The following is a 15552-nucleotide window of genomic DNA, read 5'->3' on the forward strand; positions in this document are numbered from 1 at the left end:
GTGCCCAGAAAATATTCATTGATAAGATCTTGGAAACATTCTGATAAATCACAAAAGAATAACATTCAATTAATTTGAATACATAAGTCGAAGACATAATTTAACCAACGAGGGGTAGGTTTAATGTCATTTAAAGTAAAGATGGCTTGCGCGGCCACATTATTAGCGCTTGGTTCAGCTGCACACGCTGAACGCGTGATCGTTTCTTACGACAGCAACGGTCAAGGCCTTAAGAAAGGTCACCAGGTTAAAGTAGAAGGTAATGGTTGGTTCGCTGTTGAACTTGATGAGAATGGCAAAAGCGCCATGCGTGGCCAGAAAGGCTTCAAGTCAATGGAAAAAGATTTCCAGCGTTTTCCAATGGCAATCTGGAATGATGATGCGGGCGATCCAAGTGCGCAGCAGTTGACTCCATATGCTGTTTATCAATCTCAGGCTAACCAGCTTGTACTTCAGTCAGGCCAGAAAGTATGTGTTATCGATTCTGGTATTGCTGGTGCTCAAGGTGAAACTGGCGGCAAAAATAACGACTTTAACTGGTCCGTAATCACTGGTGACAGCGATTCAGGTACTGGCGACTGGTTCACTGACGGTGGCCCACACGGTACTCACGTAGCGGGTACAGTTGGTGCAGCTGACAATGGTGTTGGCGTAGTAGGTATGGCTCCTGGCGTACCGATGCACATCATCAAAGTATTTAACGAAGCGGGTTGGGGTTATTCTTCTGACTTGGCTTACGCTGCAGAAAAATGTACGCAAGCTGGCGCTAACATCATCACCATGTCACTGGGTGGTGGCGGTGCTAACTCAACTGAAGAGAATGCATTCAACACTTTCACCAATAACGGTGGTTTAGTATTGGCAGCAGCGGGTAACGATGGTAACAACGTTCGTTCATACCCAGCAGGCTATAAATCAGTGATGATGGTTGGTGCTAACGATGGCAACAACAACATTGCTAGCTTCTCTCAATTCCCAACTAACACCAAGACTTCTGGTCGTGGTAAGCAAGCTACAACTGAAACGCATGATGGTTATGGTGTTGAAGTAACTGCCGGTGGTGTTGATACTTTATCAACTTACCCAGCTGGCGGCGCTACTATTGCTAGCCTGACTGTTGATGGCGTTGGCGTTCCAACAGCAGCAACAGACAACACTGGTTCAGTGTCTGGCGCAACTTACTTCATGGGTACTGCTGAAGCAACTGATTCAGGCGCTAACGGCAAAATCTGTGTGATTGATCGCGGCAACATTTCTTTTGCTGACAAAATCAATAACTGTGGCAACTCAGGCGGTATTGGTGCAGTCGTTATCAACAACGTAGCTGGCGAAGGCGTTATCTACATGGACATCACTGGCGTTACAACCAGCATTCCAGCGGTAGGTACAGCATTTGAAGATCGAGCAGCCATCGTAGGCGCAGCAAATGCCAGCATCAGTTCAGGTGCAAGCGATTACGGTTACATGAGCGGTACTTCAATGGCGACTCCAGCAGTAGCCGGCGTAGCAGCTCTAGTATGGTCTAATCACCCAACTTGTACTGGTACAGAAATTCGCGAAGCATTAAAAGCAACTGCGGAAGATCAAGGTGCAGCAGGTCGTGATGACTACTTCGGTTATGGTATCGTTAAAGCCAAAGCAGCTAGCGATTACATTACTGCAAATGGTTGTGCCGGCGGTGATCCTACAGACCCAACGGATCCACCAGCAGGTGATTTAACTGCAAGCGGTAGCCGTTCTAAAGGCGGTGGTCAGCTGGATCTAGTTTGGAGTGGTTTCACAAGCTCTAATGTTGACATCACTTTAACTTCAGGTGGCGCTACAGTGCTTCAGGATACTCAAGTGAATGATGGTGCAGTATCTTACTCAGGTGCAAGCAAGCAAGCGACTTACACAGTAACAATTTGTGAGTCTGGCACAACAACCTGTGCAGCTTCATTCGACTTATAATCGAATACTAGCGTAATAATCAGCCCCGCTTCGGCGGGGCTTTTTTATGCATAAGTGAAAAGAACTCAATGCAAATATGCATTAGTAAAACTTATTGGTAAGACCTCTATACAAAAAGCAAGAATTTGTTTGATTGTATCCATTTATGTTGATATAAGTATTCTGCTTTCATTAGAAAAAATAATGTTTGAAAGCAATTCTTTTAACATAAATTATATACACACTAAGGGGTAGGTATATGAAAAAAACACTAATAGCTAGTGCTGTTGGTATGGCCGTCGTGTCATTCTCAGCTACGGCAACTCAACCAACCTATTCATCAAACGATGAATTAAACGTGCAGAATCGTTGTATCGTAAGTTTTCATGATTCAGTAGACGGTTTGCAGGTTAAAGGGTTGGCTAAAGGCTTAGCGCAAAGAGCGAATGCATCAGTTCGCCATGTTTATCAAAACTCAATCAAAGGCTTTACCGTGAATGCACCTTGCCATGCTGCTGAAAAAGCGTTTGGCGGTGACATGAATGTGAAAAGCATGAACCCAGACGGTGTTGTTAGCGTTAGCTTTAAAGGTAAGCCTGGCGGCGGTGGTGGTGGCGGTGGCCAGACTACGCCATGGAGTGTAACTCGTGTTGGTGGTCCAGTCAGCGGTTCAGGTTATACAGCCTGGGTTATCGATACCGGTATTGATGTTGACCATACTGACCTAAATGTTGATGCCAATCGTGGTTTCTCGGCTTTTACTTCTGGTAAAGATACGGGTGTTGACGATGGTAACGGACATGGTACACACGTAGCAGGTACCATTGCTGCGCTTAATAATACGCAAGACGTGGTTGGTGTTGCTGCAGGCGCAACTGTGGTTCCGGTTAAAGTTTTGGATTCACGCGGTTCAGGCTCATATTCAGGCGTTATTGCCGGTGTTGATTATGTAGCTGCCAATGCTAATTCAGGCGATTGTGCAAACATGAGCTTGGGTGGCCCAGTAAGCCAGGAGCTTGACGATGCGGTTAAAGCAGCGGCTCAAAACTCAGGTGCTTATTTTGTATTAGCGGCTGGTAATGATGGCGACCACGCCAGCAACCATTCTCCAGCACGTGCTAATGGAAATCGTGTCTATACCATTTCAGCAACGGATTCCAATGACAACATGCCGTACTGGTCAAACTATGGTAACCCACCCGTAGATTATGCTGCGCCAGGCGTAAGCATTCTGTCATTACGTGCCGGTGGTGGTACAACAACCATGTCAGGTACATCAATGGCATCACCAGCTGCTTGTGCTGTGATCATGATGCGCAACGGTAACCCATCAACTGATGGCACGGCCGGCAATGATCCAGACGGCAATCCAGATCCAATCATCCATCTATAGATAAGTTTGGATACTTTGGGGTAGGAGAGGCGCTCTTAGTTGAGCGCCTTTTTTTTGTGAAAAAAAAAGATAGGCAATGGACAACAAGAAGACTGCTAAGAAGAATCTGAGAGAAATAGAAAATGCTACAAAAGGCTACAAATGAAGGGTTTTTTGTAAAGCATATCGACACTTTTCACATTATATTTAATTATTGGTTTGTCCAGTTCTCAATATTTAAAATAATGATTGCGTGATAAAAAATTGATTGCTATAAAAATGGAGCCTGTTCAATCGAATATATTTTGAGCAGCTATTTCTAAACAAAGATATCGAAACAGATAAATACAGTAATTCACAAATCCTAAGGGGTAGGTATATGAAGAAATCTTTAGTCGCAAGTGCCGTTGGATTAGCGGTTCTTTCCACATCAGCTTTGGCTGTCGAGCCAACTTTTTCATCGAATGATGAGCTCAATGTGCAAAATCGTTGTATCGTGAGTTTCAACGACTCAGTCGATGCATCTCAAGTCAAAGGTCTTGCTAAAGGACTTGCACAACGCGCTAATTCATCAGTTCGCCACGTTTACCAGAATTCAATTAAAGGTTTTGCTGTCAACATGCCATGTCATGCTGCTGAAAAAGCATTCGGTGGTGACATGAATGTGAAAAGCATGAATCCTGATGGCGTTGTTAGCGTTAGCTTTAAAGGCAAGCCTGGCGGCGGCGGTGGTGGCGGTGTCCAGACTACCCCATGGAGCGTGACTCGTGTTGGTGGTCCAGTCAGTGGTGCAGGTTATACTGCTTGGGTCATTGATACTGGTATCGATGTTGATCACGGCGACTTAAATGTTGATGCCAGCCGAGGTTTTACCGCATTTACGAAAGGTAAAGACGCTTCTGTTGACGATGGCAACGGTCATGGTACGCACGTCGCGGGCACTATTGCTGCGCTTAATAACACCCAAGACGTAGTCGGTGTTGCAGCCGGCGCAACCGTGATTCCGATTAAGGTATTAGATTCGCGCGGTTCAGGTTCGTACTCAGGTGTTATTGCCGGTATCGACTATGTAGCGGCAAATGCTAATTCAGGTGACTGTGTGAACATGAGTTTGGGTGGCCCAGCTAGCTCTGACGTAGATAATGCGGTAGAAGCGGCAGCACAAAGCTCAGGTGCATTCTTCGTGGTAGCGGCAGGTAATGACGGCAGTCATGCCAGCAATTACTCGCCAGCACGCGCAAGTGGTAATCGTGTTTACACCATTTCAGCTACAGACTCGAATGACAATATGCCGTACTGGTCGAACTATGGTAACCCACCAGTAGATTATGCTGCTCCAGGTGTGAGCATTCTGTCTACTAGAAAAGGTGGTGGTACAACGACCATGTCAGGTACTTCAATGGCATCACCAGCAGCATGTGCTGTAATTATGCTTCGTAACGGTAACCCATCGACTGATGGCACAGCCGGCAATGATCCAGACGGCAACCCAGATCCGATTATTCATCTGTAAGGGTGTTGTCTACAACTAATAATAATTAACGGATAGTTAATTCAAGCGCTCCTCGGAGCGCTTTTTTTATGCAAAATGTAAAACATGATGTAGCTAAAAAATACAGTCAGGTAAATGTGAACTAAGAGCAGATTATTTTTTAACCAGTTGCTATAAAAGTGTGAGTAAAGTACCTATTCAAACCAGTTGTACTGTGGAAAGTGAAGGTACTTGGACTAACAAAGGAGAAGGAAATGAAAATAGCGACTAAATTAAGCATCGTGGCATTGTTGAGTTCAACTGCAATGATGGCAAATGCAGACCACCAATGGGCTGATTATCACTGGGCAACACTCGGAAATGGATTGAACCTGCCGGTAATTGACAGCGTATCGCCAGACTGGCAAGCATCCTATACTCAATCCTTGGCTGAGTGGGAACAGGGTACACCTATTTCTCACAATGAAGTAGGGCAGGATGACTCCAGTCGAACACGTAAGCAGTGTCGAGCGGCAGACGGCAAAATGCGGGTATGTAATGCGAACTACGGTTATAACGGCTGGGCCGGACTGGCATCAATTAACTTGGATTCAAATGGCCATATTATTAAGGGTGTAGCAAAGATGAATGACAGTTATCTGGCATCTTCATCGGTAGCATACCGCAATCACGTGATGTGTCAGGAAATCGGGCATGTTTATGGTTTAGGCCATACATCAGAAGATGGTTCGAGTCAGCAAACCTGCATGGACTATTCGAATGATGTGAATAGTCAATGGCCAAACTCTCATGACAGACAGTTGTTAACTCAAATGTATAGCCATGACGATGGTTATGAAACAACCGATGGCTCTGGCAGTGAAGAGCCTTGCCGTGGCGGACCAAAAAAATGCGGCAGCAAAGCTGCAGATGTAGGAATGGGCATCAAAGTATGGCAAAAAGGCAGGGCACAGATTAGAGTAGCAAAAGGGCCTGATGGAACCTGGTGGATTCACCACATTACTCTAGCCGAGGGCTACAATGATATTGTTGAACATCATTGATCCGAACCTGTAAAAATAAAAAGCGCTCCTTGGAGCGCTTTTTTTATACATCGCATATAAGCGTGAAGTTATAGAATGGGATAAGGCTTATGTCTAACCTATATTATGAATTCAGATCTGGTAGGGGCGGGCCAATGTGCCCGCCCTAATCACATATAGGTATGGAAGTCAGTACCAGCGCGGGTCTGCCTCTTTGGGTTTAACTCAATCTATGAATTCAAAAGAGAGCTGGGATTCATTCTATTCATCCCAGCCTACCAGTCACCGTTCTTAAATGAAGATAGATTACTGCTGTGGTTTTTGCTGATTCTGAGGGGCTGTTCCATACATGTCTTGCGCACGCTGATAAAGCACCCAGCTGGTGAAAATGTATTTATCACCAGATATCGGCTTCTGACCACGGTGAGTATGCGTAAAGCCAGCAGGGAAGATAACCAGTGAGCCTTGCTCAGGTTTGCTTTTGATTTGCTGGTAGAAAAATTCAGTTTCGCCGCCTTCTTCAACGTCATTCAGATAGAACATCCAGACCAGACTACGATGCAAGCTGTCCTGATGCGGATCGGTTGGATGCGGGTAATGCTCTGAGTGCCAATGGAAATAGCCACCCTGGCCTTTATCGTATTTCTGCATATTAACAGGGCCAAGACGGTAAACGGCTTTAATAAACTCGCCTAAACTGGCGTCATCCATCTTTTCAACATCAACATAGCTCAAATTTTCCATCTCGCCTTCTTTATTCTGATACTGAAGCGAAATAGCTCCTGCTAGTAGGAATGGATATTGACGCACATAATGAATCAAACCACGCAACACAACGTTTTGCAAATGAAGCATTTCCTCCTGCCACTCATCCGGAAAACTGGTGCAGGTAATGTCGGTACTATTCTTTTTGATTTTATCGACACCGGCGCCGGTTTGGCCTTGGTGTTTGTGTTTGCTCTGTTCGAATTTTTCGATACAGCGCTGACAGAATTCTGGATCTAATGCTTCTTTATAAATGTTAATGAAACTGGACATACCAATATAACCCCATTTGTAAATATGATGTTGGTCTTTTATTAATCAAAGTTGCCATAGCCTATTATACTGGGTACATTGTTGCCAGTCCTTTTATGTAATCATATAAATTCAGAATAAAGACGGTAAAAATGATGAGAAGAAGAAAGTTTATTGGAGCTTTGGGTGCTGGTGCAGCAGTCGCGGGTTTGGCTGCGTGCGGCGGTGCGCCAACTGAATGTGCTGACGGTCAGGTAGCGGTTAAAAATGGTGAGAAGATCAAATGGACCATGGTGACCACTTGGCCAAAAAACTTTGCCGGTTTAGGAGAAGGTGCTGAATATCTGGCCAAGTTAATTGGTCAGTTAAGTGGTGGCCGCATGGAAGTCAAAGTTTACGGAGCGGGTGAGTTAGTGCCGGCGTTACAGGTCTTTGAAGCGGTCGCAACCGGCGCTGCGCAAATGGGCCATGGCGCTGCCTATTACTGGTCAGGAAAACTCTCGATGGCACCTTTCTTTGCGGCGGTACCTTTTGGCCTCAACGCACAGGAAATGAATGGTTGGTTATTGCATGGCGGCGGTATCGAATTATGGCGTGAACTCTATGCGCCATTTAATTTGATTCCAGAGCCAGCGGGAAATACAGGCGTGCAGATGGCGGGTTGGTTTAATAAAGAAATTAACTCCATCAATGACATTAAAGGCCTGAAAATGCGTATTCCAGGATTGGGTGGTGAAGTCTGGAAGCGGGCAGGCGGCATTCCAGTGCTAATGCCCGGCAGTGAGGTCTTTACTTCGCTGGAAACCGGTGCCATTGATGCTGCTGAATGGGTTGGTCCTTATAATGACCTGGCCTTCGGTTTATTTAAAGCAGCTGAATATTACTATTATCCGGGCTGGCAGGAGCCAGGTTCAACGCTAGAGGCGTTAATTAACAAAGAAGCCTTTGAGGCATTGCCGCAGGATCTGCAGGATGTCGTTCGCCACGCCTGTCGAGTAACCAACGCTGATATGCTCGCGCACTTTACGGCTGAGAATAATAAAGCGCTGCAAACACTGGTCACCAAACATGGCGTGCAGCTAAAAGAATTACCCAAAGATGTGCTTAATGAATTAAAGACGATTTCAGATACTATGATTGAAGAACAGGCCAAAACAGAACTCGATCAACGGATTTTACAATCCTTTAAAACTTTCCGTGATCAGGCCAAGAGTTGGCATCAGGTTTCAGAGGTCAGTTATTATCAGGGAAGGCTATAAGCTAGAAAAAAGACAGAGCTAAAAATAGTTAAAAAAAGGCGCCAATTGGCGCCTTTTTTTATTTTAAAGAAAACCGGTGAGTTTGTGAGCGGACTTTTCGAGCAATATCGAGGTTCCATCCTGTAGAAATAATAATAGAAACATTCTGAAAGAGCTGAGTCTGGGGATGTTCCTTGATTAAATCTGCAATTTGTTTCGCTGCTTTATCTAGGTCAATGTCTGTATCAAAGCTATGAATATTAATGACAAGGTTTTTTTGTTTTACGCCACCCATAGAAGGATGTGAAGAAACGTTAATATTTACAGCCGTGACAAGATAATTAGTCTCTGTTTCAAGATGAGGTATGAGAGTGTCAAACTGATTAATAATTGCTCGTTTGTCTTGGTGTCTATCGAAAGATAAGGAAAATACAACGAGAAGCAGTGGAACAATTGCCAAGAAGTGCCATTTCCAGAATGGGGTGGGCAGCTGTTTTTCTGCGGAGTCATTCACCACCATCGTGCCTACAGCATAATCGTGGAGCATACGACGACTAGGGCGATTAAATATAAATAAGTAACTTGAGATAATCAAAACAAAACTGGATATCAGGGTAATAACAAAATCTATAACGCTAAAAGGGGTTACCCAAAAAAGGATGATTGCAGAAACATAAAAAGGAAGATCTAAAACGGTATAGCGAAGAAAAGCTCGTCCTATTGAAAGATAACTGCCCTGCTGGTCCGTAACTCTGATATCAAGAAGAGACTTGCCAATAGTTTGACCGTGTAAAATATTACTGTAGCCCAATGTGAAATAGCTGGCCGATATAACAAAGCCGATAAAAATAGCGTAAGAACCAAAGGTAGAAAAAAAATCAAAAAGATAAATTCCGATTAACATTAATAGCAACGTTAATATAAGAGCGTCAATGAGATAAGCAATAGTTCTGCGCCAAAAGCCTGCAAAATAAGGCATTCCTTTTATATCGAAAGCTTCAATGTTGCCGGTTAGTTTTCGCTCTTCAAGTTCTTTAATAATGGCTTGATAGTTATCTGGAAATTGCTCCTTTTCCACTGCATTGAGTGCCTGAAGGAGCTCATTATAACTGTATTTACTGTAATCAATTGTCTGCATTAGAGCATCTCCTGAATAGTAATCTCTTCCTGAAGCAAAACAGACATAACCTGGTTTGCAGTCTTAACATTGCCGCTCGTATAGTATCGTACATATTCCTGATCTTTAAAATTAAGCAGTTGGTTTTCTGCAAGGATTCTGGTTAATTGCAAAGATACGGCATCGGCGGTGTGAATAATCTGTAGCTCCTGATTTCCTGCCACCTGTTGCGAAGAAATTTTACGCATCAGTGGGGCTAAAAACGGATAATGGGTGCAGCCAAGAACCAGCACATCGATATGTTCATCAATCATGGGCTGCAGATATTTCTCGACTAACTGAAAAGCTTTTACGCTGGTTAAATCACCGCTCTCAACCTGCTCAACAAAACCATCACAGGCAGACTCAAACACTTTCTTATCTTTGGCATATTCCGCTAGCAATTTCTTATAACGGTCACTTTTCAGTGTATGGTCAGTAGCAAAAACGCCGATTTTGCCTGTGCGGGTGGCGAAGGCTGCTGGCTTAATCGCTGGTTCCAGGGCGATGATTGGAATATCAAATTCACTGCGTAACCATTCTGCCATGACAGCTGTTGCAGTGTTGCAGGCGATAACCATAGCCTTAGCCCCCTGCTCAATAAAAAAGTTGGCGATGTGGCTACAGCGTTTGTGCAAAATATCTTTAGGCAGGCGACCATAAGGCGCGTAGGCAGAATCTGCTACATAGAGCAGATTTTCATTAGGCAAATGTTCGCGAATGGACTTTAAAATCGATAAGCCGCCAACACCTGAATCAAAAACACCAATAGGTGCATTACTCATTATGATTCACCTCAATTAACCGCTGACATAGGCGGGCAGCCAGGTAGCTAAAGATGGCCAGGCAGCAATCATCGCCAACACCACAATTTGAATCGCGATAAAGGGTATAACACCACGATAAATTTGCGAAGTTCGGATGCTTTTCGGGGCTACGCCACGTAAATAGAACAGCGCAAAACCAAACGGTGGTGTCAGGAATGAGGTTTGCAGATTAATCGCGATTAAAATGCCCAGCCAGATAGGGTCAGCGCCCATCATCAACAACACGGGGCCAACGATTGGTACCACCACAAAAGTGATCTCAATAAAGTCGAGAATAAAACCGAGCAAGAACATTACCAACATGATGATCAGTAATGCGGTGAACAAACCGCCGGGTAGATCGGCGAAGAAGTGTCGAATTAATTCATCGCCACCATACATTCTAAACACTAGCGAGAAGATGGAGGCGCCAATTAAAATCAGGAAGACCATGCTGGTGGTTTTAACCGTTGAGCGCATCACATCCAGCAAACGAGCAAGCGTTAACTTGCGACGCAAAACAGCCAGTACAATAGCGCCCAAAGCGCCTATCGCCGCGGCTTCAGTCGGCGTGGCGATACCATAAAGAATGGAACCTAAAACGGCGACAATCAGGAGCAAAGGCATTGATAGGTTAATCAGCGCTTTCCAGATAACGCTGCGCATATCGACCTTGTCATCGAATTCAATCGCCGGTGCCGCTTTGGGTCTGCGCCAGGCCACAAAAGCGATATACAGCATATAACCAACCACCAGAATCATGCCCGGAATAATAGCGCCCATAAACAGATCGCCAATAGAGGCAACTTGATCGGTTTGTAAGCCAAGACTCTTGGCTTCGGTCATGGCATTAGCCAGTACATCACCTAACAGAACCAACACGATTGAAGGCGGAATAATCTGGCCAAGGGTTCCCGAGGCACAAATAACCCCGGTCGCCAGCTCTGGCTGGTAGCCGCGTTTAATCATCGCTGGCAAAGACAGCAAACCCATGGTTACAACCGTTGCACCAACAATACCAGTACTGGCCGCCAGCAACATGCCAACAATCGTTACCGCAAAGCCCATACCACCGCGCAACTTGCCAAATAAAGTTGCCATCGAATCCAGCAGATCTTCAGCAATCTTGGTGCGCTCCAGCATCAAGCCCATAAAAATGAACAGCGGCACCGCAATAAGGGTACTTCGCTCCATAATCTTATACAGGCGGCCAGGCAAAAAGTTGAGCTGAATCGGTTCGATCATGCCGGTACCGGCGCCAATAGCCACAAAGATTAAAGACACACCGGCCAGAGACAGTGCAACCGGATAACCCCATAGCAGAACCAGACACACTGACAGGAACAGCAACAATGGCATTAAGTTAAAGAGCGTATCAGCCATGATGTATCTCCTTGTCACCGGTCATCTGCGGCACTGACTCAGTGTCTTCCTCCGCGCCATGCGGTAAAGGCTTCCAGCTCAATAAATAAGCCAGATTGTGCAGGAATTGAGCCGTCCCCTGAATAATCAATGTGATCGGAAGCGCCAGCAACACGGTTTTAAACATATAAAGGTAAGGCAAGCCGCCAGGTTGGCTGGAGCCTTCTTTAATCTTCCAGTTGAAGATGACGTAATCGAGGCTGTAAACAATCAGGAAAATACATACCGGTAACAACAGAATCAAAAAGCCCGCCATATCGACCAGTGCTTTAGTGCGATGCGAAAAGCGATGATAGAAGACATCAACCCGCACATGATCATGATGCTTTAAGGTATAGGCCGCACCGAGCATAAAAACGATGCCATGCATGTAGGTGACGGATTCTTGTAGCGGAATGGCGCTAATACCAAAAATATTACGAAGGACCAAAACAGCAACCACGATCAGCACCATAAACAGGGTCAGCCAGCTAATCAGCTTGCCGGTCCACTCGGTAAAACTTTCGAGGATGTGTATTAGCGCAAGAATAGGGCGTTTGACCATAGTCCTGACTCTTAAATTTATGTTTATTAAGCACTAAATGAAAATTTAGGCACGGCTTATCCACAGGTTTGAATAAATATTAACAAACCCGCATATTAATAAGGTTCTTTTAGTTGGCTTTGTAACAGCCTGAAAATACTGAGAAAATCGACGAAGGATAGATTCCCCAAAACCTATATAGGTGATTTATTATATGATTCCCAGTTTCCCTCAAAAAGTTTTCACCATAGTTATCCACAGAAATATTAACCTTGTGGATAAAAAATAAGCAAAAACTCAGGCTGATAAAGATACTCCAAAACAGCCTAAAGATCCAATAGCTGAGAAGCTAAAAAGTAACATTTAGAACCAACTTTATACATAGAATAAATATCGTGTTAGAAGTAATGGGAATAAAATGATTGGCTCAGCGTTAAACAATCGAAATAAAGAGTTTTTCGGGCCGATTGTCTGCTAACTGAACAGTGGAAGAAAGCGCCAGGAATATAAAGATAAAGGAAAAAGAGGAGAATCGTATGCAATCAACAGTGAAGAGTGCTTTGCTGAGCTTAGCCATCATCGCCAGCCCTATGGTTATGGCCGATAGCGCTAAAGAGAACGTCATAAAAGCCACCGAACCATTAACGGAGCAAAGCGAGCAGCAATTAGATCGTTACTTTCACCTATTAGCCGGTAACAACCGCTTCCTGGGAACCGCTGTTATCTACCAAGACACAACACCGGTCTACCAAATAACCATCCAGCCAAGTAACAAAGCGAAAAAAGGATGGAGAACCAGCACAGACCACGACCTTAAATACAAAATCGGCTCAATCAGCAAAACCTTTACCTCGGCAATTATTTTCCAGCTGATCGAAGAAGGAAAACTAACGCTCGACACCAAGCTGTCGAAGTTCTACCCCAAAGTAAAGAACGCCGACAAGATCACCATCAAGCATCTGCTCAATCATCAATCCGGCATTTTTAACTACACCAGCGAACCAGACTTCATCAACTATGTGTATTTACCGAAAGACAAAGACTTCCTGGTTAAGAGAATCGAAAGCTTCGATTCCGTCTTCGAGCCTGGTGAAAAAGCAGAGTACAGCAATAGTGGCTACTTACTACTAGGCTTTATCGCCGAAGACATCGAGAAGAAATCATACGCTAAAATTGTCGAAGAACGGATCAGTCAGCCTTATGGGCTAAACGACACCTACTATGGAAGCGCTATCAACGATAATAAAGGCGAGGTGCACTCATTTGAATACAAAGGCAAGTGGGGCAAGATGGCGCAGTGGAACATGAACATTCCGGGAGCCGCTGGCGCGTTAGTATCTAACGCCGATGATCTGAATAGATTCATCAATCTGTTATTCGACGGCAAAGTCATCAGCAAAGACAGCCTCAAAACCATGACCACCATGGACATGAAATATGGCCTTGGCATTTTCGAAACCAGCTATGGCGAGGAAGACGATAAACTCGAAGGCTATTGGCACAATGGCGGTATCGAAGGCTTTAGAACGCATCTTGCTTATTACCCAGAAAAAGATTTAAGCGTCGTCCTATTATCCAATGCCCTACGTTACGACATGCGCGAAATCTACGAAGCCATGCTCGACGCCTATCATGGAAAAACCGTGGCCGAACCAGAGTTCGACAAACCCATTGAGCTGAGTAAAGAACAACTGGAACCATTAGTCGGCGACTACAGCAGCGACACCTTCCCGCTGGATATCACACTCAGCATCAAAGACGGCCAGCTTTATGCCCAGGCAACCGGACAGGGAGCATTCCCGCTAACCGCCTACCCAGACGACAAGTTTGAATACATTGAAGCCGGCATCGAAATACGCTATGACCGCGACATCGCCCAGTTCGTGCTGATCCAGGGCGGACAAGGCTATGCCTTCACCAAAGAAGGCGCAAAAAAACACAAAGGCTTTGAAGTATCAGAGGCAGTGCTAGAACAATACGTTGGAGTCTACGCCGCCGACGACTTCCCGCTTGATCTCGAAATCAGCATCAAAGAAGGAAGCCTTTACGGACAAGCCACCGGCCAATCCGACTTCCCGCTAACAGCCGAAAGCGAAACCCGCTTCCGCTTCAAACTAGCCGGAATCGTCATCAACTTTGAAGCCGATAAAAACCAACTGATAATCACCCAGCACGGCAAAGATACAGTGTTGGTAAAGAAATAGAGACGCTAATATGTAACGGTAGGGGCGAGCTGCGCTCGCCCCAAAACTAGGCATGATAAAAAATTAAAGGACAAAAAATGACTCAAAGGCATGTCATCCTGAACTGTGACCAACGGGAATACCTTTAGGTAATTCAGGCGACCAAAGGGAATCCCTTTAGGGAATCTGCTCTTAGGTTTTTTAAGTTCTTTATAGTTAGAGTAGAGTGCGCCGAAGTACGCCCTACAGTGACCTGTTAGTCCTCAAGGCGTGACCAGAGGAGTACGCCAACATACCAAGGCCTTAGCTGTCATAACGAAAGGACAAAAAATGAAACCACTAATACAAACTCTTAAACTAGTGTTGATGACCGCCTCATTCTTGATGATAGGCATTCCAGCATCAGCATGGGCAAACCCGCAACTGGCAACAATTCCCGGCTCGCGGGTCAACATGGAAATCCTCGAACCAAAAAGTTTCCAGTCAGAAGACATTCCGTATCCGCACCAGGTAACGGTTGCCCTACCGGCAAGCTACAAGGTTCAGCCTGACAAAACCTATCCCGTACTCTGGGTATTGGATTCACCAATGATCATGCGCTCAACAGTCGGATTACTCGATATTTTAGTGCTTGGCAATCTAGCACCTGAAATGATTGTGGTTGGCGTCGGCAGTCCAACCGAGGAAGGCTTAGCAGGCGTTGGTCGACGAGTCGTAGACTTCTCGCCACCCGGGGATGGTTATGCCCCAGCGGGATTGCCCGGTGAGCGTTGGTCAGAATTGGCGCCGATACCAGAATTCCCGCATAAAGCAGATGCTTTCCTGGATTTTCTAGTGGACGATGTTAGAACAGAACTCGCTAAGGAATACCGATTCTCAGGAGAGCATGCACTACTAGGGCATTCGGCTGGCGGAATGTTTGCCGCCTATAGCCTGTTCACACGCCCCGATGCGTTCCAGAAAATGATAATCGGCAGCCCCTATCTAGAAGGCGTCAAAGGTGCCGTATTTGATGCCGAAATGAAATACGCCGAATCTCATGATGATCTCGATGTAGCAATCTTCATGGCCGTCGGCGAAAAAGAAACCGAAGAATACTTCATCGCCATCTCAGGCATTGTAGAATCCACAGCCCGACTGTCGCGCACACTGACCGCGCGCCACTATCCCTCGCTAGAGCTCAAAACCAGAATCTTCGCCGAAAAAGATCACTACACAGTACTACCGGATCTAATCATCAACGGCATCGGACACCTATGGCGCGACGAAATCGCCGAATTACCATCCTCATGGCCAGAACCAAAGAAAAGCAACTGACACAACAGCTGGTCTTCTGATGAAAGTCAGGGGACCAAAGGAAATCCCTTTAGGGAATCTGCTCTTGAGCAGTTT

12 protein-coding genes are annotated in these 15552 nt (G+C 45.3%); 7 read left to right on the forward strand and 5 right to left on the reverse strand.

Annotated features, from left to right (window positions below):
• Positions 1 to 123 precede the first annotated feature (123 nt).
• From ACYTXU_RS13130 to ACYTXU_RS13145, 4 genes are all read left to right on the forward strand, one after another.
• Positions 124 to 1950 carry a S8 family serine peptidase gene (locus tag ACYTXU_RS13130; RefSeq protein ID WP_462207278.1) on the forward strand — a complete coding sequence of 609 codons (1827 nt, stop codon included), beginning with the start codon at positions 124 to 126 and terminating at the stop codon, positions 1948 to 1950.
• Positions 1951 to 2188: 238 nt separating this feature from the next.
• A complete protein-coding gene (locus ACYTXU_RS13135) occupies positions 2189 to 3322 on the forward strand; it encodes a S8 family serine peptidase (RefSeq protein WP_462207279.1) in 1134 nt (377 codons plus the stop codon).
• 358 nt (positions 3323 to 3680) lie between these two features.
• The gene (locus tag ACYTXU_RS13140; RefSeq protein ID WP_462207281.1) at positions 3681 to 4814 is read left to right on the forward strand and encodes a S8 family serine peptidase; all 1134 of its coding nucleotides are present in this window, start codon (positions 3681 to 3683) and stop codon (positions 4812 to 4814) included.
• Positions 4815 to 5047: 233 nt separating this feature from the next.
• Positions 5048 to 5836, forward strand: a complete 789-nt coding sequence (locus ACYTXU_RS13145) for a zinc metalloprotease (RefSeq protein ID WP_462207283.1) — start codon at positions 5048 to 5050, stop codon at positions 5834 to 5836.
• 285 nt (positions 5837 to 6121) lie between these two features.
• Here ACYTXU_RS13145 and ACYTXU_RS13150 read toward each other — a convergent pair whose 3' ends face one another.
• A complete protein-coding gene (locus ACYTXU_RS13150) occupies positions 6122 to 6853 on the reverse strand; it encodes a 2OG-Fe(II) oxygenase (RefSeq protein WP_462207285.1) in 732 nt (243 codons plus the stop codon).
• Positions 6854 to 6984: 131 nt separating this feature from the next.
• Here ACYTXU_RS13150 and ACYTXU_RS13155 point away from each other — a divergent pair, with 131 nt between their 5' ends.
• A complete protein-coding gene (locus ACYTXU_RS13155; RefSeq protein ID WP_462207286.1) occupies positions 6985 to 8091 on the forward strand; it encodes a TRAP transporter substrate-binding protein in 1107 nt (368 codons plus the stop codon).
• Between the two features lie 58 nt (positions 8092 to 8149).
• Here the strand turns inward: ACYTXU_RS13155 and ACYTXU_RS13160 are convergent, their stop codons facing one another.
• The 4 genes from ACYTXU_RS13160 to ACYTXU_RS13175 are packed head-to-tail and all read right to left on the reverse strand — an operon-like array spanning position 8150 to position 11998.
• Positions 8150 to 9208 carry an RDD family protein gene (locus tag ACYTXU_RS13160; RefSeq protein WP_462207288.1) on the reverse strand — a complete coding sequence of 353 codons (1059 nt, stop codon included), beginning with the start codon at positions 9206 to 9208 and terminating at the stop codon, positions 8150 to 8152.
• On the reverse strand, positions 9208 to 10011 hold the full coding sequence (gene murI / locus ACYTXU_RS13165) for a glutamate racemase (RefSeq protein WP_462207290.1): 804 nt from the start codon (positions 10009 to 10011) through the stop codon (positions 9208 to 9210). The genes ACYTXU_RS13160 and murI overlap by 1 nt, the downstream gene beginning before the upstream one ends.
• 15 nt (positions 10012 to 10026) lie before the next feature.
• On the reverse strand, positions 10027 to 11415 hold the full coding sequence (locus ACYTXU_RS13170) for a TRAP transporter large permease (protein WP_462207292.1): 1389 nt from the start codon (positions 11413 to 11415) through the stop codon (positions 10027 to 10029).
• The gene (locus tag ACYTXU_RS13175; RefSeq protein ID WP_462207294.1) at positions 11408 to 11998 is read right to left on the reverse strand and encodes a TRAP transporter small permease subunit; all 591 of its coding nucleotides are present in this window, start codon (positions 11996 to 11998) and stop codon (positions 11408 to 11410) included. Before ACYTXU_RS13175 ends, ACYTXU_RS13170 begins: the two co-directional genes overlap by 8 nt.
• 515 nt (positions 11999 to 12513) lie before the next feature.
• Between ACYTXU_RS13175 and ACYTXU_RS13180 the strand changes: the two genes are divergently transcribed.
• Together ACYTXU_RS13180 and ACYTXU_RS13185 are read left to right on the forward strand one after the other, a co-directional pair.
• Positions 12514 to 14181: a serine hydrolase domain-containing protein gene (locus ACYTXU_RS13180; RefSeq protein ID WP_462207296.1), complete on the forward strand. Its 1668-nt coding sequence runs from the start codon at positions 12514 to 12516 to the stop codon at positions 14179 to 14181.
• A 309-nt stretch (positions 14182 to 14490) separates the two neighbouring features.
• Positions 14491 to 15477, forward strand: a complete 987-nt coding sequence (locus ACYTXU_RS13185) for an alpha/beta hydrolase (RefSeq protein ID WP_462207298.1) — start codon at positions 14491 to 14493, stop codon at positions 15475 to 15477.
• Positions 15478 to 15552: the final 75 nt, after the last annotated feature.

Source organism: Kangiella sp. M94, from assembly GCF_054926195.1.